The organism is Pseudomonas sp. NFPP24, from assembly GCF_900112095.1.
GTDB classification, from domain to species: domain Bacteria; phylum Pseudomonadota; class Gammaproteobacteria; order Pseudomonadales; family Pseudomonadaceae; genus Aquipseudomonas; species Aquipseudomonas extremorientalis.
Genome location: NZ_FOKD01000004.1, coordinates 32,403 through 53,352, shown reverse-complemented (window position 1 = coordinate 53,352; position 20,950 = coordinate 32,403). Strand labels below are relative to the sequence as shown.

The following is a 20,950-nucleotide window of genomic DNA, read 5'->3' as shown; positions in this document are numbered from 1 at the left end:
TAGGTGGGAAAACGGGTACGGCAGCTAACGCTAGCGGGACGGAATGCCACGCAGGTCGTCAACGATGAATCGGCTCAACAAACCGGTGTAGAAGGTCTCGACGCTGGAGTTGCCAGAGTTGGTCAGCACCCCGGCCATCGTTTTCATGTTCTGCCAGTCGCCCTTGTACCCGCCTGGCATCAGCCCTTGGCGAGCCTGAGAGAAATGCAGCACCTCGGCGCCGGCTTTCTTGACCTTGACCTGGTAGTTGAAGTCGACACTGGCGAGGATGGTCTTGTCATCGACGATTGCCGTCATGAAACCGCCTTGGGTGTCTTGTATGCGCCGGGTATAGATGACGTTCACATCCAGCAGGTAATCGGCCTTGTCCTTGCTGGTGGCGTAGCGCTTGGCCTTGAGCAGGCGGTCGACCAGATCAACCCCGAGTTGCTGGCGCACTTTGTCATCCGGCAGGAAGCGTTCGTTCTTGCCGACCACCTCGACGTCGAAGGTGTCGAGCCAGTAAGTAGCGGTCTTGGGAATGGTCACCGGCGCCGGGGAGATGTAGTAATCCGGCTTGGAGGCACAGCCCGCCATGAGGCAGGCCGCGAGAAATACGGCAAACACGCGCATGTATGAATTCGTCCCTGAAAAGTATCGTGTTTTGAACAGTGGCGGCATTTTACGGAGTTGAAAGGCGTTCTCAAGCTGTTTTACAGCTCGAGCGGCGCTGAACTTCACGATGAAAAAGATCAGTACTGCGATGGCACAGTCGATGCCCCGTGCAACCAGGCGACGACCGATGCTGGCCAGGACGGTCGGGCGTTCAGGGGTGTTGCTTGCATCCATACGGTGTTGCTCCAGATTCAAGGTGTTTGTGTCTGCGTTGAATGTGAACGGCCCATGGCATCAGGGCTCCAGCACTTCACTTCAAACCGACCTTGAGAGATCGCTCGGACGACCAGGAGTCCTGGCCTGCCTGCAATAGCGGCTCGGCAGGAAAGCGATATTGACCGAATGCGGTGACCACGGCCTGGTCTACCTCGGCGTTGCCCGAGCTTTCGATCAATAGGATTTTCGGCACATTCGAACCCGACAGGCCTTGCACTTGCAGCGTCACCGGCTTGCTCGCGCTGCCGCGTTTGATTTGCTTGTTCAAGGCAATCTCGATGTCCAGTGCCGTACGATTGAGGCTCTTGCGACTGGTGTCACCCCAGGCCTCGTTGTAGCGCTGTACCTGTTCAGGCGTCAGTACCGGCCGTTGCGCACGAATGCGCTGAAGGCCTTTCCACGCGACATCGCCGGCATGCTGGCTGGCCTCCACGTAATACATCATGGCCCCGAACAAATCCTGCGGACCACCGCGCCCCTCTTCCATCAATCGGGCCAAGGCGAGTTTGCTTTTATCGCTGTCGCTGTTGGTCAGCGCCAACTGATAAAGCCGTCGCGCCTCCACATCGTTGCGCACTTGCCCGTGGCCCTCCTCGGCCATGCGCGCCAGCCTCTCGTAACCGACGCCATCCACGGCGGCGACGGACTCATAAAGCGATCTGGCCTTGACAAAATCTTGTGGCAGGCCGCCACGACCGGATTCGTACAAACCACCGAGCGCAGTCTTACAGCGCACGTTGCCGTTATCGCTGGCTTGACGAATGAACTGAGCCTGATCGGCTGTGGGGCTTTTCTCGCCCTCGGACAGCATGCACTGAACGTTGGCCAGACTCTGTTCAAAGGAGCTTGGTGGCCTGGCAGCTTGACACCCGGTGACGAGGCCCGTGATTGCCAGTAGAACCATTGCCTTTTTCATGTGATGCGTCCGTGGAGTCGGGAAACAGGGGCAGCCCAGCATTAACGCACGCGCCGGCTTATTTGAGCTCTTTGACCAAATACCCACTGGAGATCTGCGTAATCCCCGTGAGCGCGCGGCGTAACGCCTCGGGGTCGGTGCGATAGGTGAGCGGCGTGTAGCCGTAGACGTTCTGGCCATTGAACGGCGTGACTGCCTCGCTGGTGCGCCAGACCATTTCATCGCCGCGATTCATCTGCGCCAACACATTGAGGGTGGGGTACACCACACTGCTGAACCCTTGGGTCAGGCGAAAGCCCCACTCGGCCACGGTCAGTTGGATCTGCGCATCGGCGGGTTCGTCGTCACCCACCACTTTGAGGGTTGAGGTCTTGCCCAACGCATCGATGAAGCCCTGTTTGAGCAACACGCCCAAATCGATTTTTTCAGCGTCCATCACCGTAAGGATCGCTACCGGCGTCGGCATCTCGGCCAACTGCCCAAGTTTCATGCCACCTGCAAACCCGGCGCCGCTCAACGCCGCCGTGCCCAACCTGGAAGCACCGCTGGCCATGCCAACGCCCGCGCCAAGCCCGGCCCCCAATGCTGCGCCCCAGGCTTGCTCACGGCCCATGTAGACCATCTGTTGCGACTCCCACTTTACCGGCAACACCTTGACCGTCTTGATCTGAGCGCGGTGTTCGGGTGTAAGGGGATGGCTGACACAGCCGCCGAGGATAAGGGTGGTAAAGAGGATGAAGAGGAGGTTTTTCACATCAGTCCTTGAACGTTTGCGCAGGGTGAAAAATGACGGCCTGCCGGACCTGGAGCCCGGCAGGCTTCAACGGTTTAACTCACTTGCTTTCTTTTGCCACGGTGCCCAGCGACGCATCCTTGACCAGGTAACGGCCTTCGAGGTCGCTCAGCACTTTGAGGCTGTTGCGTGCGATGGCGAAGCCCATGTCGACTTCCTGCTTGAGGTAGACCACCTGACCCGCCTTGACATCAATCGGCATGTCCGCCCAGTTTTCAGCCTTGGAACTGATCACGTGCTTGCCCGGTGTCACGAAAAAATAGATGTACTGGTTACCGCGGTTGTAACCCATCTCCGAGTCGGCTTCCTTGTCATCCAGGAACACGTTGAAGCGAACCATCATCCCCACGTTGCTCGGACGCACCACATACACCAAGCCTTTATCGGCGACAGCAGCCTTAGGCAACGAATAGTTCGCCACATCGGCCTGCATCTTCTCCACCGACGGCGTCGAGGAACAGCCAAACAGCGTGGCCAGGGACAGAACAACAGCGGCTTTGCAGAACAACTTGATCATGCGTATCTTCCTTGTGGGTAGCGGTGGGGCGGTTTCGAAAACGCCGACGACGGCCGGTTCACCTTTTCCTGATGCGTCTGGCCATCGCCAGTGTGTCGGCAGTGGATGGCGTTACATGAGGCATTGTGCCATCACTGCGATCCCGTGTGCGGTTTTGTACAAAATGTGGTCTGGCCCGGATTTTCTCCTGATCGGCAAGTAATTATTAAATGAGACTCTCCCCTTTTTTGCGCTTCGCCAGTTACCTTTATTTTCTCCCGCAACTATTCGACGGAAGAAAATAGGGGTCAGAAGAAAATAGGAAAATAAGGAAAATAGGGGTCAGACCACTATTCTTCTACTCTTTTAGATCAAACTTTTTGGGCGCCCTGACACCCCCCTGAGAAACTCGTCTACCTAATGCCTGCTCAATCTCGGCCGCAAACTTGTGATCGCCCAAAACGTAATTACCGTTTGTAGAAGATCGAATTTGCTCTATCAACTCAGGTGAAAGCCGATCCTTGAATAAAGACCGGTAGGATTCGGCTCGTTGCACGGTGCTGCTACCTAACTCTCTATAGACCGCATGTGGGCTTAAAAAGCTTGATGGCTCGCCCTGTGCATTTGCCCTGTAGCTGGTCCAGCGATAGTCGCCCGGATGAGCAACCATGCCAGCTCTAACCGGATTCATTTCGATATATCGATAGCAAGCTAAAACATAGTTATCTTTTTGAACCAGACAGGAGCGGTAACGTCCTTCCCACAACGTGCCCGTTCGTTGATAGGTTCGATTGATGTATTGAACGTAGCGCTGCCCCAGCCCTCTAACTAGTAGAGAAATAGGGGTCAGACCACCAATATACATTGGTGCACTAATCGTGGTCTGACCCCTATTTCCATAAGGCCATCGGGCGCGCATGTTACTGCGTGGCTCGCCAGTGCACGTAACCTTTAACCGCTACGAATCAGCCAAGTTCAATAGCCTCCGGCATCCAGATCCGCAATGGACAACCAATAGTCGACAACGTTATCAAAGCGTTCATCACCGGCCCGAGCCTGCAATTCCACCAGTGCCTGGCGAGCATCGGCGATGGACCAGCCAGTGGAGTTCAAGGTCAGCCATGCACAGTCAAGGCGCCCCGCTTGCATATAAGCCTCGAACAACGGCTTTTTCTCGCGTTCAGGATCAAACCACGCGGGCAATTCCACGCCTTTGGGCACCGGCATGTGCTCGTCGACAACTTCAAAATAGCAACTGCTTTCCCACCAATCAGGGGCTGGGGCGGACGGGTTCGGGAAGTTTCCGGTGTAACGCGTTACGCCGTCAGCAACACTGGCCAGTGGCGTCAACGTCTTGAACGGTTCGACGTTGGCGAAGCCTTTGGGGTCGTCGCCACTTTTCAACGATTGCGCATCCAATGCGTCCAGGCAATCAAGCCCCACCGCCTTGGCGAACTGCTCAAGTTCGGGCGTGACACCCTCCTCAAGACTCATCGACATCATGGCGAGCACGGCCATCAGTTGCTCAGGCGTGCGGGCGATCTCGACGGTCATTCGGTCGCTGCCAACGTACATTTTTACGAAGGTGGGTTCACGATCAACAAACCAGTGCTTCCAGTACCCAATATAGGTAGGCCGAGATCCGTCACTCCATATCGGGATCAGCGCAGGTGGAAACCCATACCACTCGGCAGGGGCCTGCAGCGTGCAAATGGGCGGCTCGATGCTTCCATCGGCGCATGCTACCAGCGTGTCGGGTAACCCCAGCGCTTCCAATGCTGTTTTAACGTTCATGCCTTCACCGTTTTGGCGCCAGGGGCGTCGACCATTCGGGGATCTCTATTCGGTGCAACGGAGAAATAGGCCCCACCCAGATGTTAGAGGTCGCGCTCGTTTGTTGGTGTATCAGTTGATGAGCCTCGCGCGAAGGTACGGGCACAAGATGGCGAGGGTCAACGATCTGCGTTGGGAAATCTGTCTTGCCGAAGTTCCAATGGTGAACTTGGGCAATTTCCTGACCTGCCTCACGGGCAGACTTAACAAAGCGACTGTTCACCGCGCTGAACGCATCTTCGAGTATTTGCTGACTGGGGTTCTGGCCGCTGGCCAATGTATCCAAGTATCGCGTGTAGCCGTTCGGGCGGTTTGCACTGGCCGCAGAACGCATGGCATCGTTCCACATCTGCAGTGATTGCGGGTTATCGGCCACGGTAGAGAAGCCAAAGCTCGGAAATAGGGGTCAGACCACCAATATACATTGGTGCACTAATCGTGGTCTGACCCCTATTTCCCTGCGACGATTTGTCATACCGCTTAGTATCCTCCGACACTCAGAGGAAAGAGGGGCCTGACCCTGAGGAATCCCCACCGGATTGTCCCGCTCGAGATTGGCGGATATGGAGCTATTGGTGCGCGATGAAGTACACCGGCAAGCTCAGAGGCTAGAGTAGATTTGTGGGGACTCCTCAGGGTCTGCCCCCTATTTTCTGTTTTTTCTTTTTTTCAGTCACACTAGCTAGTTAGCTGCTAAGTAAGTGCCATTCAAATCTGTCCCTTTTATCATCATCAAGGAAAATTGGTATCCACAAAGTCTCTAGCAAAATCTTCTGCGTTTATTTTTACACCAGCTCGCGCAAATTTTTCCGAATTCACGCGCCACACTTCTTTTATTTTCTCCACCAGGGATTCCGGAAAATCCATCTGAGACGCGACGACATCACTCCAACTGCCTTGCACCCCGTACAGCTCGTGCAACTTGGGCTCCAGCGCACTTAACGCCGCACACTGCTCGTCTGTCAGCTCATCAATAGCCGAAAGCACGTAGCATTCCAGTAGCCGGAGAAAAGGCTTCCCCTCATATCGATTCATAACGGCTCTCAAATAAAATCCGGGTGAACTTGCAACTGCTGCAGAAACTTATCGAAGCTATCGGCAAGTTGGGTGCGTTCTGAGCCTTCATGTGAATAATACCAAACAGAACCGGATGGCGAATCCAGCGAAATATAAAACTGGCTGCCACCTCCGTCGCGCCCAATGGGCAACATGAATGGCCCCAACACTTGAGCCCAGTCATCAAGAGCCTTATCCAGGCTGTCGATACCTGCGTCTCCTAGTGAATAAAACCAATCAACGCTGACGCTAGCATCTGGTGATGCGTTCAAAAAGAAACTTCCGGCTTCAGGATGCCCACCGTTGGCACTTCGAATGAATTGAAGGTAGGTTTCTGGAAGCCTACGGCCCAGCCGAGCCTCAAGGGCGCGCACGCTTGAGTCATCACCACTGAAACCCACGCTGGGGCGTCCCCCGACATTGATGTTCAACTCAGCAATATTCATTCTTCCACCTAATTTTTTGGGGCGCCTCTTGGAATTGCCCATTCAGAATATCCACCCGCAGCCCCCGCATCGGGATGCAGTACGCGCCACCAAGGAGAACCAGGTGTGTGTTGGGCGGTCGGTACTAATCGCATGATTCCTTCCTGATTGAAAGCAGTCGACGACGACGCATGCTCCCATGTCCAGCCAGAAGGTGTTTGCCGCCCTCCGACTTTTGAAACCGACGATTTAATATTCGGGATCAGTGTCTCCATCATTTGCGCAAACGCAGAGTCCATGCTCAACGCGTTGTCCAACGCAGCATTGGACCTATTGAAATGCACGTCTCGGCTGCGACCGAAATCGGCCGGGTTCAAGGCAGTTTCAAACGCTACGCTGTAACCTGTCGGCTTTTCTGGAGGTAGTACCGACTCTAGATCGTGGAGTTGCTGCGCCAGTTTACGTTCTGCTTTCGCCGCTTCCGCGACCTTTGCGACTTGCTCCACTTTACCGGCCTGGCTCGCGCTACCCGGCATGCCCATCAGTAGTAAATCGGCGCCGAGCTTGGTGTTCTTTGCATATTGCTCGTAGGTATTACCTTGCAGGCCAAACACCAAACCCTGGCCGCCGTTGCGAGTTATCCATTCACCCGCCATGTCGGAAGACGGCTCGACGAAGGGATCGATCAGTTTGTTCGCCTCCTCCAATGAATTACCGCCAAAGGCAATCTTGAACAGTGAGCTCATACCCTGAGCCATCTCCAAAACGCTCCGCCCCAGGCCTGCTCCACTGCCTTGAGCGCCACCAGCAGAGGGCACCTTGTCTCGATAATCGAGGTTGGCTTTGTAGTAATCCACCAGCCCGGCGCTCTTATAGGTATCGGGGTCACCCAAATAGCTGATGTTAATGTTGCCGTCTCTGTACTCACTGGCGTGTGTCGAACTGAAATTTTTCAGCAAGTTAACAGTTTCGTCGGCGCTGTAAGTGCGACGGGTCCCCTCGGGATACATCGCACTGTTCTCGTAGATAGACGCCAAGGGAGCCAGCGCTTCACCCAAGTGTTTCAGAGTGAGGGGGTCAAACTGACTCTCACCAGCTTTTTCGATCGTAGCTTTCCACGTTTTATCGGTATAGGACGCCAGCGCTGCGGCCATGCGCCTTTCTGCTTCAGCAGGGGAAATTCCCGCTTCCGCCGCTAACTTATCGGCTTCTTTTTGTATTAAACGCGCTTCCGTAGGGTGCGCTTGACGGTTGTATTGCTCGACGGCTGTTGCCGTACTCCCAGCAACTACCGCACCCGCAGCGGTGCCGCTACCGCCCACAGAGGCGCCCACACCGAGGGCGACCAACGCAGCCAACGTCTCCTGTTCCGATCCCCTGATACCATTTTTACCCAGTGCATCCGCAATGCTAGGCATCAAGGCCGCAGAAGCTCCCGCACCCAATGCACCACTCTGCACATTGCCACTGGACAACCCAATAGCCGCCCCCGCCAACGCGTGCAACATCACACGTGCCGCACCGCCTTCAGCCCAAGCCGCCCGAGTGGCCGCATCCGACTTCGGATCAGTCGCACGCGACTGGGCATAATCGCCAATCTTGTTGAAGATATCGCTGGAGGCCGTGTTGGCGACAATACCAACCGTCGTTCCTACAGGCGCGCCACCCAGCCCTGCGGCGATTAGTCCGGACGCGATATCGGCCATTAAGCGTTTGTCGCCACCGACCTGCCAGCGCTGGGCTTCCGTATAAGCGGCATTCGCTGCGAGCACCGTTCCAGCGGCATCCGGCGAACCGGTTTCGGTTTGGGTTTTGGCTTTATCGGCCAGTGCTTTCGCCTCATCCGCCTTGGCTTTGCCCACCGCACTGATCACCCCACTGGCCAACTGCGCCGAGCTTTGGATCAGGTCAATACGCTCTTGCATGGCCTTTTCATCTGGCCGGTCAAGTTTCTGATTGGCATTGGCGGTGTCGCGATTCAACCCCACCAGGTCATTGGCGCCATCGGCATTGCGAACCACAATCGTGCCTTTGCTGACCGCGCTACGGGTGTAGCTATGGTCTTTTTCCTTGAGCGCTATCGGGATGCTGCCGCCCATCGAGGCACCGCTGGTGCTGCTGGACGACACCGAAATACCGGCAGACTGGCTTTTGATTTCGCTGACATTCTTGATGTCGCTGACGATCAGGCGGTCGGTGCTTAGGCGGTTCTTATCAGCTGACGCCTCACTGGCAATCACCGCGCCTTGCAGGGTGGTGTTCTTGCCGACATTGATGTCGTAGCCGCCCGTGCCCGCATACAAACCGCTCTGGTCGGTCACGCCCTTGTAGTCGCTGTTCATATTCGCGGCGGCAAGGTTCGCCGAGCCCGCTACGGTAGAGCCGTAGCAGAACGGAGGGACGCAGATACTGGCGCCGAAGCCTGCGCTGCTCTGTTTGCTGCGCGACGACTCGGTGTCCTGGAGGGAGATGATATTGAGGTTGCCGCCAATATCTGCCTTGATACGGTCCGCACGAACCTGGGCGCCTTTGAGGGTGGTATCGCCACCGCTTTGTAACAACAGGCTGCCTGTATCGAGGGTGCTATTGACCTGAGTGACGGAGTTACCGTTGCCATTGTTCTTGGCACCCTGCGCTCCGAGGTCGAGGGTGAAGCCGTTTTGCTCGCCAATATTGAAGCTGGCGCCAATGGCGGTTTTATTTTTCGACCCTTCGTTTTTGCGGTCGGTGGTGTTTTGTGCGCTTTGCATCAACACATCGTTTTTGGCTAACAACAAGGTGTTGGCGGCTCTCAAGCTGCTGCCAGTGATCTGGATATCACCCTGAGTTCCCGTCGCAGCGCCCGTGGCAACGATCGACAAGTCTTGCCCTGCGTTGAGCGTGCTCTGCTTGGCGGTGATGCTGTTGTATTCGCTGCTGTTCTTGCTGCGATTATTAGCCAGTTCGGTGCCGATCTTGATCAGCGAACCGTTGCCGGGCGTGCCGCCGGTTTTGTTTTTAAAGCCGGAGCTTTGCGCATTGGCGTCCGAGGCCTGGCCGTTCAGGTTGTAAGCGGCGAGGGCCGCCTGGGCGATTTTGACTGCCTTGAGTCGTGGGTCATCAGCACTACGGGCCGCTTTGACGGCGTCGCGCATGCTGGTGGCGGTGTCCACCACCGAGCCCGCAATCACCCGCCCTACCGCCAAACTCTTGGAACTGTCCTTACTGGTCTGACTGGCCGTCTCCATCCCCGAAGTAACGGTGACATTCGCCCCACTCAACTCCATGTTCTTGGTGCTCACCAGATCACTGGCCACCACCTTCAACTCACGCCCCGCCCTCAACGACACATTGCCCGCACTCGAACCAATCGTGCTGCCGGTCAAGGTCATTTCATTGGCCGTGCCGTTGTGCTTCGAGCTGTTGATGTACAGCTTCTGGTTGCCGGTCATGTCGTCCAGACCGAGCTTGTTGCCGGTCAGCACGCCGGTGAGGTCGCGATTTTTTTCCTTGTGCATGTCGGTGCGGGCGAAGGTGTTCTGCGCCGCGTCGATGGTCAGGTCGCGGCCGGCCTGGACGGCGAGGTCGCCGGTGCTGACCAGGTTGGAACCAGTGACCGTGGCGTCGCGCTTGGCGGCGACGGTGACGGTTTCGCCGGAGACCATGCTGCCCAGGGCGGTGGTGCGTTTTTCGTCGACTTTGTCCTGGACCTTGCTCGACTTCAGGCCGCCCCAGCTGCTTTTGCTTTCCTTGCGTTCGTGGCGGGCGCTGTCGGCGTTGCTGACGGCGAGGATGTTCACGTCCTGGCCGGCCACCAGTTGCGTGGCGCCTTTTTCAGCAGTGACGGCACTGCCAGCCAGCAGCAGGTCTGCACCGGCGACGACTGTGCTGTTCGTCCCCGCGCTGACAAGGCTGCCAACGTTGTTCACGACGTCAGTTTCATCCAGGCGGAATTTTTTGCCCTGGGAGGTTTTCTTGGTCTTGCTGTAGAAGCTGTAGTCCTGGTTTTCAGCGGCTTTGAGCTCAAGGTTTTTGCCGGACACCAGGTACGCCTCGCTGCCGGCATTGACCTGGCTGGCGACCAGTTGCAGGTTCTGCCCGGCACTCAGGGTGGCGTCGCCGCCGGCCTTGATCACGCTGGACACTTGCTGCACGTGGTCTTCGATGCTCTTGACCTTTTTTGTGTTGCCCGTGGAGTGCTGCTCGTTGGCCGCCGCAACGGCGTTGAGGTCGCGGGTGGCAATCAGGTTGACGTCGCGCTTGGCCTCGACCTGGCTGGCCACGGCGCTGATGTCGCGCCCGCCAATCACATGCAGATCGCGGCCAGCGTCGACCACGGAGCCTTGCTGGGCGATGGTGGTGAAGCTGGAACGGTTGCCGATGGCGCCGCTGTCGAGGGTTTTCGAGGCGGTGATGTTGACGTCGCCCACGGCCTTGACCGTTGTGTCGGCACCACTCTTGAGCACGCCGCCGACGCTGTTGAAATTGCCACCGGCTTGCAGGGTCAAATCGTTGGCCGATTCGATGCGCGCGGCGCTGTCGACGAAGTCGCTGCGTTCGGTGCGGTAGCTGCTGGCGCTTGCGTGGGTGGTGACGCTGCGTTCGTTGAGCAGGTCGGCGCCGGCGGCGAGGTTGACGTTGCCCGCGCTGATCACACCGCCCGCGCGGTTGGTCAGGTTGTTGCCGCTGAGCAGGTCGAGGCGGCCACCGGCTTCCATCAACCCACTGTTGGTGAGGTTGCCGCCAGCGTTCGCCAACAGGCTACCGGTGGCACGCAAGGTGCCGGCGTTGTTGAGGTTACGGCCGGTGATCAGGTTGACGTCAGTGCCGGAAATCAATGCGCCGTTGGGCGCCAGGCGGTTGCCGGCCTGGGCCAGGTACAGCACCGGCACCAGCACTTGTTGGCCGGCGACGGTAGCGTTTTCCAGCCACACGATGTCGTGGGTCAGGGCGGCGACTTGTTCGGCGGTGAGGCTTACGCCTACGGACAAATTCAGCGCGCTTTTGCTGCTGACGGCGTTGTCCATCAGGTGCTTGAACAGGTCGGCGTCGCTGGTTTGGCCATCGATGAAACGCTGGCCGGTGCGAGCGAGCACGGCTTGCTGGATCAGGCGCTGTTCGTAGAAGCCATCGCCGAGGCGTTTTTGCGCGGTGTCGGGGTCGTAGCCGAGCTTGCTCAGCATGTAGTCCGAGCTCATGAACTGGCGCATGTCGGTGAGCAGCGGGTTGGTTTCGATCAGGTACTTATGCGGGTTGGCCGCGAACTGGCTGGTGGGCAGGCCTTTGGCGCCATCGCTGTCGCTGAGGTGAAACAGGCCGTTCTCGCCAGTGGGCAGGTCGAAGCCGGGCAGGCCCAGTGGGTTGACCTGTTGCTGGGCAACGTCCGGCGGCAGTTGCGGGTTGAGGCTGACCAGGGTCGAGTAGCCCGGCGCATGGGTGTTGGCACCGCTGCCGACGTAGGTGTAGCCACCGCGCACGACGCTGTTGTCGATGCCGGCCTGGGCCTTCACATCCACGCTGCCGCCGGCTTGGATCACGGCGGCGTAACTTTGGTCTGGCGCGCTTAACTGGGTGGTCTTGCGCAGGGCGATCTGCTCGCTCTCCATCTTACCGATGAACGAGGCCAGGCCGGCTTCGACGCCGGTCATGTCCTGGCCTGCCGAATAGCGCTGGGTGAAGGCCGCTGCCTCGCGGTACCAGCCCCCCGGCTTACGCTCGCGTTCAGAGGTAAAGACACGGTCGTATTGGGTGTCGTGGGTTACCAAACCAATGTTGGTCAGTTGGTCGACGCGCACGGTCATACCGCCACCGGCGGCAATGCTACTGCTGCTGTTGAGCAGCTCGCCGCCGGTGAGCAGCATGTTGCCGCCCGAGGTGATGCTGGACGCTGCCGTGGCCTGGGTGACGATGAAGTGATCACGCTGGGTAATCAGGAACGGGCGGTTCTGCTTGGGGCCGTCGCAGTCGCCACCGGTCACGCCAAAGATGCAGGCGGTGGGCGTGATGGAGGCGCTGTAGATGCCGGACTCGGTGTTGAGCACAGTCCTGATGTTCTGGATCGTGCTGGCGGCCAGGATCAGGTTGCGCTCACTTTCGAGGGTGCCCGAGCTGTTGATGATGCTGGTGGCCAGGCCACCCTGGCCGTCGCGGTCGACGCGCAAGTTGCCCATGGCGTAGATCGTGGCGCCGAGGTTTTTCAGGCGGTCGACCTTGAGGTTCAGGTCGCCGCCGCTGAAGATCAAACCGTGGTCGTTGAGCAGGTTGCCCAACGAAAGATCCAGGCTGCCCTGGCTGGCGACGCTGCCGCCCACGGTCCAGTCCTGGCCGCGGCCAACCAGGGCGCGGGTGCCGAGCAGCTTGCCGGTGGCGGTCTGGTTCAGGGTCCCGACATTGACGGTCAGGCGCCCGGCCTGGATCGCGGTGCTATTGGTCCAGTTGGCTTTATCGAGGGTCAGGTCGCCGTTGGTCACCAGGCTGCCGCCGACTTCGTCGAGGCTGATGCCACTGAGGTCAAGCACGCCGGTGCCCACGTGCAACACCTTGCCGCCGGTGTTCTGGAAGCGGGTGGCGGCGAGGCTCAATTGATCGTTGGCGGTCTCCAGGCTACCGCTGTTGTTGAGCAGGCCGCCGATGGCGTAGCGGGTTTTGCCGCTGGTGCCCAAGGCGCGCATTTGCCCGCTGTTGTTCAGGCTGGCGGTCTCGACATCGAGGGCCGTGGCGCTTTCGATCAGGCCACGGTTGGTCAGTGCGCCATTGAGGCCAACGTCGATGCGGTTGCCGGCGATCTCGCCGCCGTTATCCACATTCATACCGGTCAGGTGCACACGATCCCGGGCGAACAGCGCACCGCTGCCGTTGTTGAAATCCGTGGCGTCGATCTGCGCATCACCGGCTTTGGCGGCGATGCGGCCACCGTTGTTGTCGAGGGTGCCGGCGGTGATGGTCACGCCAGCGTTTTCACTGTGGATCAGGCCATTGCCGCTGTTCTGCAACAGGCCGCTGGTGGTCAGGACCAGGCCATCGTTGGCGGCCAGGGTGCCGTTGCTCTGGTTGTCGACGCTGTTGGCGAACACGGTCAGCAAGCCCTGGCTGGCGAGCTTGCCGCCCTGGTTATTGATGTGCGCGGCGCGCTGGATCAGCAACGGCCCGGCGCTGGCCAGCTTGCCGTTACGGTTGATCAGGTCGCCGATCAGATCCAGGGTGATCGCCCCACCGCCGGTCAGGCTACCGGCGCTGTTATCCAGGCTATTGCCGTTGAGGGTGAACGCACCGCTGCTGTCGATGATGCCGCCCTGGCTGTTGTCCAGCAGGCCGCTGACGTTGAGCGTCTGTGCGCCGTCGCTGAGCAGGCGACCTGTGTTGCGGTTGTCGACACTGGCGGCGGTGATGTTCAGCGCCTGCTTGGCGCTCAAGGTCGCGCCCTGGTTATCCAGACTTTGCGCAGTAGCGGTGAGGCTGCGATTGGCGATCACAGTGCCGGTGTTGGTGATGCGCTGGCTGTCGAGGCTGACGTCGCCACCGGCATTACGCGTGTTGTCAGGGTTGACCCCGGCTTCGATGATGCCGCTATTGGTCAATTGGCCGTTGCTGGCCAGGGTGATGCTGTCGCGCGCGGCGAGGGTCTTGCTGTTTTTCAGGGTGCCCTTGGTCTGTGCCTTGAGGGTGGTGCCGGCGTAGACCGCGCCCTTGGTCTCCAGGCTGGCGGCCTTGATGTCCACCGCACCGCTGGCGGCGGCCTGGGCCATGCTCAGGTGGCCGTTGGCATCGAGTTGAATGTCGCCGCCACTGGCGGCCAGCGTACCGTCGAGCTTCACGCCCACACCGGCTTCGGTGCCCACCAGCTTGATCGCGCCGGCGTACATGCCGCCCAAGGCCGACGAGTCAATCGCCAGCTCCGGCTTGGCACTGCCGTCATCGGCACGGGCGGTGGTTTTCAGGCTTTGGGCATCGACGTCATTGCGCCCGGCGATCACCGTGAGTTGTTTTGCGTTGATCTGCGCATTGATCTTGGCCGAACGGGTGATGATCTCGAAACGGTCGACGTTGCTCGCGTTCAGGCCTTTGCCGTCGATGGTCACGGCGCCGCCGTCGACCTGATAGCTTTTCAGTTGCCCCGCCTGATCGATCACCGGTTTACCGGTGGTCAGGGTGACGTTGGGGGTGTTGATGAAGCCGCAACCGTTGCAGCTGATGCCGTAAGGGTTGGCGACGATCACCTTGGCCGACTGGCCCGCCACTTCGGTGTAGCCGCGCAATTGGCTGGGGCTGCCGCCTTTGACTTCGTTGAGGATGACATTCGCCGCACCGCCCTTGAGGTTCGGGTTGCCGACAATGATCCCGCCCAGTTGCGTGCTTTGCACAATGCCGTTGGCGTTGTTGAGGATCACGCCGTTGGGGCCGACGTTGTAGTCCTTGAACTGGTTGTGGGACAGGCCGCTGCCATTAGGGGTGGCGATGTTCACCACCGGCACGCCGTTGCCCGCCTGGCCGACCGTGGTACCGGGGCCACTGACCACGATGCCTTCGGCGCTCGCCAGCAATGGCTGCCAGAACAGCGCGTTGGCCAGGATCAAGGCCAGGCCGCGTTGGCTCAGGGTTTTCAGGGCAGTAACAGGGCGAACGTCCATATTCAAAATCTCAAAGCAGCGGGCGTTGAATTACAGGTAGAAATCCAGGCGGAAATAGATCGGCGCTTCGCGCTCGGTCATCACGCCAGGTCGCTCCAGGGAGTGGGCAAAGGTCACGCTGGTGCTGACGTTTTTGCCGCGGGCGAACAGCTCGAGGGAGTTACTCGACACCCGGCCGTGCTGCTCATCGTTGTAGCGATCGTGGCGAATCACGCCCTGGTCATAGCCGACGCTGGCGCCGTATTCGGCAAAGGCCGGGCGCATCCAGTCGAGGGTCACCGGGCGGGCCCAGCGCACTTCGTTGCGCCAGTAGCCGCCGCTGTCGCCGGTCAGTTGCTGGTCCTTGAACCCACGCACCGAGTACGAGCCGCCGAGGCTCATGCGTTGCGCCGGGTACAACACGTCTTCACTGCGCTGCCCGGTGGCCAGGCTGGAAAAACTCAACGATTCGCCCCACAGCGTGAAAGGTTGCAGGTAGCTCAACGTGGCGGTGTATTTGCGGTAGCGCGGGGTTGGGGTGAGGTTGCCGCGGATACGTTCCTGGTCATCCTTCTGGGCGTCAAAGGCACCGGTGCCGTTCTGCATGCCGACATCCAGGTTGACGAAGGCGCTGCCGATACGGCGTCCATGGTTGATGCCCACCTGGAACTCGCTGAGGCGGTTGCTGCTGACGTCCAGGCGCTCGTCGTTGAAGTAGTTGTTGGTGCGTAGATGGGTCAGGCCGACATTGACCGAGGTCTTGCTCACGTCATCGCGATGCACCACGCGCTCGGCACGCAGCTGGTGGTTCTGGCTGTCGCCTGTCTGCTTGTACTTGTAGCCGTCAAGGTCGCCCGGCGTGCGGTAGTCGCTCTCGCTGTAGGTGTAACTGAAGTTCCACCAGCCCCACGGCACGTTGTAATACAGCATGCTGTTTTTCGAGGTTTTCTGGTGGTCGCTGATGGCGTCGTGACCACCGCGCAGGATCAGTTGATCGGCCAGGCCCAGGGGGCTGTCCCATTCCAGGCCTGCGCCCCATTGCTGTTCGCCGGTGCTTTTCTGCCCGTCGTTGTTACGCGACAGGCTGGCGCGCCAGGGCTTTTGCGGGGTGTTCTTGACCAGCACTTCACTGCCGCCGATCTGGCTGCCGGGGGTCAATTCCATCTGCGCCTGCCTGGACGGCAAGCGGCTGAGCTGGTCGACCAGTTGCTCGACCTCCCGCAGGTTCAGCGCCTCGCCGACCTTGCCAGGAAACGCCATGGCCAGTTCGCGGTCGGTGACGGTGCTACCCTGCGCGCCTTTCAAGCCTTCGAGTTTGCCTTCCACCACCAGCACCTGCAGGTGGCCACTGGAAAGGTCCTGTTGCGGCAGGTAGGCACGGCTGGTGACGCGGCCCTTGGCGATGTAGTAGTCGGTGATCACCTTGAGCAGCTCATTGAGCTGCGCCACGCCCAGGCATTGGCCGATGTAGGGTTTGAGCAGACGCGTGCGGTCGGCGCCGGACAGGCTGTCGGCGCCCTTGAGTTCGATGTCTTTGATCGGGAAGCAGCGGGTGTCGACCGGCGTGGCCGGGGCCTGGGGCTTTGCTTCTTTGCCAGGCAGGTCTTGGAGTTCTTCCAGGCGCCGACGCTGCTCTTCCAGAAGACGGTTCTGGCGGTCGCGGATCAGGTCCTGGTCCCCTGGCGTAGGGGCGGCCATGGCACTGTTCAGGCTCAAATAAGCGAGCACGAAAGTGCACAGAAAGTACCGAGTCCGTGGCAATAACAAAGACATGTTCGATCCGTCGAAAATCAAGGGCCGGCAAACTAACATCGAACTTGCACCAACTCAAAAGACCGAGCTAGTTTCACATTCGTACTAGTTATTCACGCAAGCATTTGATTAATAACAACTAAAAATAATCAATCAGATGAGCGGGCTGTCATCGGAAGTATTATTCCGACCAGCGGCAGCACTATTGATCGCGATTCATCGGAGAACTTAGAAATTGCCATTAATTGGCCATCAAGTTCCTGCCGAGATAGGTTAGTACCGGGAAAAGCAGAAAAGTTCGCGGGTGTTTTGTGAATTGGATCCCATTTGTCGGGATTAACCGAAGTCGTTCCCACGTTGCAATGGGAACGACCTTGCAGCGCACTGGCTCAGCTGGCGTCTTTGTTCTGGTCCTTGCCGGGCACCAGGGTCAACCCCGGCTTTTCTACATCGCGGGAGACATGGGACTTCACACCCGCAACACCGCCCTCGTCGTCATTCTGGATGACCAACACCCCGGGTCGGCGCAACTGCTCCAGGTCCCCTTCACCGAGGCTGAAGCTCTCGCTCAGGCGCTTATCGCTGAGGGCGTTGCCCTCGGCACGGCGCTGGGCAAACTTGCGCCCCTTGCGTTGCTGGTAGCGCGCCCAAGTGACCAGGATCACGGCGTTGAACAATGCAATCCACAGGTACACCTGCAGGGTATTGAGCGCGGCAAAAATCGGCGCCTCGATGCGCGGCCCACCGTGGGTTTCCAGCATCGAAGTGATCCCCCGCGCCAGCAGCCAGATCAACCCGGCCCAGGCCAGCAGGGTCAACAGCACGTCAATGATCCACATCACCAAACGTTGGCGGGTTCTGACCAGTTTCATGATCACGCCTCCTCTTCAATGGGTTTGATGCCGCGATCGGGGCTGACCCAGCGCGCACGCTTGCGATGCTGGTTGAACAGCACCTTGGGGAAACTGACCAGGGTGGTAAACAGGCTCACCAGCCAGAACACCATCGGGTACCACACCGTCCAGAACAGGGTTTTCCACAGGTCTTTTTCGTAGCGGCGGTCGATCATGATGCTCACCGCGAACTGCACCAGGCACACCATCGCCAATACCAGCCCGGTAAACGCCGGCGGTACCAGCGAGTCCACGGTAATTGCCGGTGGCAGCACCATGAATTTGCCGAGTACGTAGAAGATCACCGACAGCAGGAAGGTAAACGCCCAACCGGTGGAGAGGCAGTACTCGAACAACAGCGGCCACAGGTAGCGATGGCGCCATTGCCAGATGCCACGGATGTTCTTGAACAGCACTTCGGCACCGCCCTGGGCCCAACGCAGGCGCTGCTTCCACAGGCCGCCGACGGTTTCCGGCATCAGGATCCAGCACAGGGCGCGAGGCTCGTAGAAGATGCTCCAGTGATCGAGCTGCAGCTTCCAACTGACATCGATGTCCTCGGTGATCATGTCGGTGCTCCAGTAGTCGATGCGGTCCAGCGCCTTTTTACGGAACGCTACCACCACACCCGACACCGTGAAGATCCGGCCGAACACCCGTTGCGTACGCTTGATCAAGCCGATGATCGAAGAGAACTCGCCCACCTGCACTCGACCGATCAGCGTCGAACGCGTGCGGATGCGTGGGTTGCCGGTGACCGCACCCAGGCGCGGGTTGTCGAGCATCGGCGCGACCATGTAGGCGGCAGCGTTTTTGTCGAGCAACGCGTCGCCATCGATGCACACCAGGTATTCACTGCGCGCCGCCACGGCGCCCATGCGCAGGGCCACGGCCTTGCCCTGGTTCTGCGCCAGGTGCAGCACCCTTAGGCGTGGATGCTCCAATGCCAGGGCGTCGAGCACTGCGGCGGTGTTGTCCTTGGAGCCGTCATTGACCGCGATCACTTCAATGTTCGGGTACAACTGGCCCAACGCCGCATGGATGGTGTCGGCCGCGTTATCGCCCTCGTTGTAGCAAGGGATGATGATCGAGATCAGCGGGTTGCCGGCCAGGGTTGGTGCCGGAGTGTCTTCTTTCCACGGCCAATGGCGCTCCCAGTGCAGCCAGAAGTACAGGCCGCCCGCGATCCACAACGCCGACATGAACAGCGGGTAGAAGAACACAAAGTCCATCAGGAACTGCCCGGTGACCAGGAAGATCAGGCCCAGGGGCACACCCAATACCAATGCCAGCACGAATAAAGCCAGGATTCTATCGAACATGGTCAAGGGTTCCATTGGTTGGAAAGGGCCGGACGCACAGTCTTCAGGTCCGGGGAGTTTTCCAGGAAGTTGTCCGGGTAGTAGCCAAAACTCGTGACACCCTGGCGCTTGAGCACACCCATCCACTCAGCCATCTGTTGACTGTCGATGTCCGGTGCGGCCTTGGTGCGCCAGTCTTTGGCTTGCAGTTCGAATACGGTGCGCTCCAGCGCGCCAGGGCGTGCCTTGACCGTCGCCACCAGCTTTTCCAGCCAGGCGTTGGAGGTTTTGTATTCCTGGCCTTCCATCAGCGGCATGGCCATGGGCGCGGTCCAGTCGTAGGTCTGGAGGAAGTCATCGAGGTTCTGCGCGAACCAGGCTTCGCTGCCTGGGTTGAGCATCGGCTCGGCGAAGATATTGCGCGCCGTCAGCAACTGCGGCCCTCCGATGGCGCGGACCTTGGCGGTCAGCTCCTTGGTGAAGTCGATCAGGTAGCGGCTCTTGAAGCGCGTCCAGCGTTGCATCACCGCAGGGTCGGCACGCAAGGCCTGAATCGTGCCCGGCAGGCCGGCGGCGACATAGGCCTTGAGCGCGGCAGGGCTGGCATCTTCGAAATCGTTGAACACCGCATCGTCGTGGTACAGCACGCCGTCGATGGCGTTGTTGCGCGCCAGGTCTTCGTAGATTTCACCAATGATCTTGCGCACCTGCGGATCAAACGGCGACAGACGCTTGTATTGGTCCGGGTCGAGGCCGAACTGGCCGGTTTTCGGGTCCCAGCGCGTCACCCGTGGCAGCTTGGGGTCGAGGGCAAAGCTGAGCACCGGCATCCACGCGTACACCGCAGCATGAGCCCGGGTGTGCAACTGCCAGGAGACGCGGTTGAACAGGTCGGCACGTACCGGCAGGTGACGGTTGGGGAAGTACAGTTCATGCACCAGGCCGTCGCCCTTGGGATCGGCGAAGGCTTGCAGGAACACGGTGCCCGCGCCCATGTCCACCACCCGCTGTACAAGCTGGTCGAGATTGCGTGCCTGTTGGGCCGGGTCCGGGTCGTAGACGTTATCCAGGTCCACGTGCAACACGCGCAGCGGTGCCTTGGCTTGCGCCGCGACAATGCTGTTGGCGAAGTGCTCGCCATCCGGGTCGGACGCCACCAGGAAGCGCGGGCTGTTCATCAAGTCGGCGGAGCTGTCGAGACCATCTTCCAGGGTCAGGGCCATCTGGTAGCCCTGCTCGCCAATGATCGCCAGCGAGGTGCCCTTGGCAGCACCGTAAGGCCATACCCAGACGCGTGGTTTCTTGCCGGTGACGTTCTGGATTTTGTTGGAGATGGCTACGACGTCGGCACGCATGCGCGCATCGAACTGCGCCTGGCTTTCATAGCGACCCGTCGCCGGATCAAAGCGCAGCGAGGTTGCCGCCGGCTCCAGGTTGCCCTGGGGGTTGGCCAGGATGCCTTTATGGTTGTTGTCGGTATGCGCGGCAATTTCCACCAGGCCCGACTGCGACACTTCGCGAATCTGCTGCCAGGTCAGGAACTCCCCACGCGGCCGTGGCTGGCCGGCGAAGTCCACCGGCTGGTTCATCGGCGTATCGATCCAGTAGCCCACTGGCGCCAGCAGCGCCGGCCAGCGATAGGCGCGCAGCACCGGCATCACCCGGGTGTAGAAACTGGAGTAGCCGTCATCGAAGCTGAGCATGATGGCTTTGGGCGGCAACGCCGGCCCACCGTTGCGCGCCGCCAGGATCTGGTCGACGCTGACCGCCTGGTAGCCGTTCTCGCGCAGCCAGGCCAACTGCTCGATCAAACGTTCGGTGCGCACCGCCACCACTGCCTGATCGGGGTCGCGATCCTCGACGTCGTGATAGGCAATGCCCAGGAAATGGTTTTTCGGCCACGGCGCTTCGTTGGCCGGTGTCGGCCGCTCGGCGGGTGGGGTGAAAGGTGCGGGTTGCTGGGCGCAGGCACTGGCCAGCATTACACCCAGGATCAACAGGCAACGGCTGAAGACGGTCATGGTCAGGCT

14 protein-coding genes are annotated in these 20,950 nt (G+C 59.5%); all 14 read right to left on the bottom strand.

The window, feature by feature from the left end:
* Positions 1–30: 30 nt before the first annotated feature.
* On the bottom strand, positions 31–612 hold the full coding sequence (locus BM026_RS09775; RefSeq protein WP_093528627.1) for a hypothetical protein: 582 nt from the start codon (positions 610–612) through the stop codon (positions 31–33).
* Between the two features lie 292 nt (positions 613–904).
* On the bottom strand, positions 905–1,681 hold the full coding sequence (locus tag BM026_RS09770; protein WP_071489755.1) for a tetratricopeptide repeat protein: 777 nt from the start codon (positions 1,679–1,681) through the stop codon (positions 905–907).
* A 163-nt stretch (positions 1,682–1,844) separates the two neighbouring features.
* Positions 1,845–2,540, bottom strand: coding sequence for a hypothetical protein (locus BM026_RS09765; protein ID WP_093528316.1), 696 nt, complete (start codon positions 2,538–2,540; stop codon positions 1,845–1,847).
* Between the two features lie 79 nt (positions 2,541–2,619).
* Complete coding sequence (locus BM026_RS09760; protein ID WP_170856112.1) at positions 2,620–3,012, bottom strand: DUF2846 domain-containing protein; 393 nt, start codon at positions 3,010–3,012, stop codon at positions 2,620–2,622.
* Positions 3,013–3,433: 421 nt separating this feature from the next.
* Entirely contained in the window at positions 3,434–3,940 is a 507-nt protein-coding gene (locus BM026_RS28915; protein ID WP_139212871.1) for a transposase, read from the bottom strand.
* 110 nt (positions 3,941–4,050) lie between these two features.
* Positions 4,051–4,869 (bottom strand): hypothetical protein, encoded by an 819-nt coding sequence (locus tag BM026_RS09755; RefSeq protein ID WP_139212872.1) that lies wholly within the window; start codon positions 4,867–4,869, stop codon positions 4,051–4,053.
* 4 nt (positions 4,870–4,873) lie between these two features.
* A complete protein-coding gene (locus BM026_RS28910) occupies positions 4,874–5,284 on the bottom strand; it encodes a hypothetical protein (protein ID WP_139212873.1) in 411 nt (136 codons plus the stop codon).
* A 356-nt stretch (positions 5,285–5,640) separates the two neighbouring features.
* Positions 5,641–5,895, bottom strand: a complete 255-nt coding sequence (locus BM026_RS09750) for a hypothetical protein (protein ID WP_231808977.1) — start codon at positions 5,893–5,895, stop codon at positions 5,641–5,643.
* A gap of 56 nt (positions 5,896–5,951) precedes the next feature.
* Entirely contained in the window at positions 5,952–6,410 is a 459-nt protein-coding gene (locus tag BM026_RS09745) for an SMI1/KNR4 family protein (RefSeq protein WP_064054208.1), read from the bottom strand.
* 8 nt (positions 6,411–6,418) lie between these two features.
* Positions 6,419–14,995: a two-partner secretion domain-containing protein gene (locus BM026_RS09740; RefSeq protein ID WP_256575508.1), complete on the bottom strand. Its 8,577-nt coding sequence runs from the start codon at positions 14,993–14,995 to the stop codon at positions 6,419–6,421.
* A gap of 30 nt (positions 14,996–15,025) precedes the next feature.
* Complete coding sequence (locus BM026_RS09735) at positions 15,026–16,747, bottom strand: ShlB/FhaC/HecB family hemolysin secretion/activation protein (protein ID WP_092248738.1); 1,722 nt, start codon at positions 16,745–16,747, stop codon at positions 15,026–15,028.
* A 368-nt stretch (positions 16,748–17,115) separates the two neighbouring features.
* Positions 17,116–17,598, bottom strand: coding sequence for a poly-beta-1,6-N-acetyl-D-glucosamine biosynthesis protein PgaD (gene pgaD / locus BM026_RS09730; RefSeq protein WP_093528313.1), 483 nt, complete (start codon positions 17,596–17,598; stop codon positions 17,116–17,118).
* 2 nt (positions 17,599–17,600) lie between these two features.
* The gene (gene pgaC / locus BM026_RS09725) at positions 17,601–18,941 is read right to left on the bottom strand and encodes a poly-beta-1,6-N-acetyl-D-glucosamine synthase (RefSeq protein WP_071489607.1); all 1,341 of its coding nucleotides are present in this window, start codon (positions 18,939–18,941) and stop codon (positions 17,601–17,603) included.
* Positions 18,942–18,943: 2 nt separating this feature from the next.
* Entirely contained in the window at positions 18,944–20,941 is a 1,998-nt protein-coding gene (gene pgaB, locus BM026_RS09720; RefSeq protein WP_093528310.1) for a poly-beta-1,6-N-acetyl-D-glucosamine N-deacetylase PgaB, read from the bottom strand.
* Positions 20,942–20,950 lie beyond the last annotated feature (9 nt).

Bases quoted from the DNA above. Each gene is read 5' to 3' on its own strand.
- BM026_RS09775 (WP_093528627.1), bottom strand. From the start codon at position 612: ATGCGCGTGTTTGCCGTATTTCTCGCGGCCTGCCTCATGGCGGGCTGT.
- BM026_RS09770 (WP_071489755.1), bottom strand. From the start codon at position 1,681: ATGCTGTCCGAGGGCGAGAAAAGCCCCACAGCCGATCAGGCTCAGTTC.
- BM026_RS09760 (WP_170856112.1), bottom strand. From the start codon at position 3,012: ATGCAGGCCGATGTGGCGAACTATTCGTTGCCTAAGGCTGCTGTCGCC.
- BM026_RS28915 (WP_139212871.1), bottom strand. From the start codon at position 3,940: ATGTATATTGGTGGTCTGACCCCTATTTCTCTACTAGTTAGAGGGCTG.
- BM026_RS09755 (WP_139212872.1), bottom strand. From the start codon at position 4,869: ATGAACGTTAAAACAGCATTGGAAGCGCTGGGGTTACCCGACACGCTG.
- BM026_RS09745 (WP_064054208.1), bottom strand. From the start codon at position 6,410: ATGAATATTGCTGAGTTGAACATCAATGTCGGGGGACGCCCCAGCGTG.
- BM026_RS09740 (WP_256575508.1), bottom strand. From the start codon at position 14,995: ATGGACGTTCGCCCTGTTACTGCCCTGAAAACCCTGAGCCAACGCGGC.
- BM026_RS09735 (WP_092248738.1), bottom strand. From the start codon at position 16,747: ATGTCTTTGTTATTGCCACGGACTCGGTACTTTCTGTGCACTTTCGTG.
- pgaD (WP_093528313.1), bottom strand. From the start codon at position 17,598: ATGAAACTGGTCAGAACCCGCCAACGTTTGGTGATGTGGATCATTGAC.
- pgaC (WP_071489607.1), bottom strand. From the start codon at position 18,941: ATGTTCGATAGAATCCTGGCTTTATTCGTGCTGGCATTGGTATTGGGT.
- pgaB (WP_093528310.1), bottom strand. From the start codon at position 20,941: ATGACCGTCTTCAGCCGTTGCCTGTTGATCCTGGGTGTAATGCTGGCC.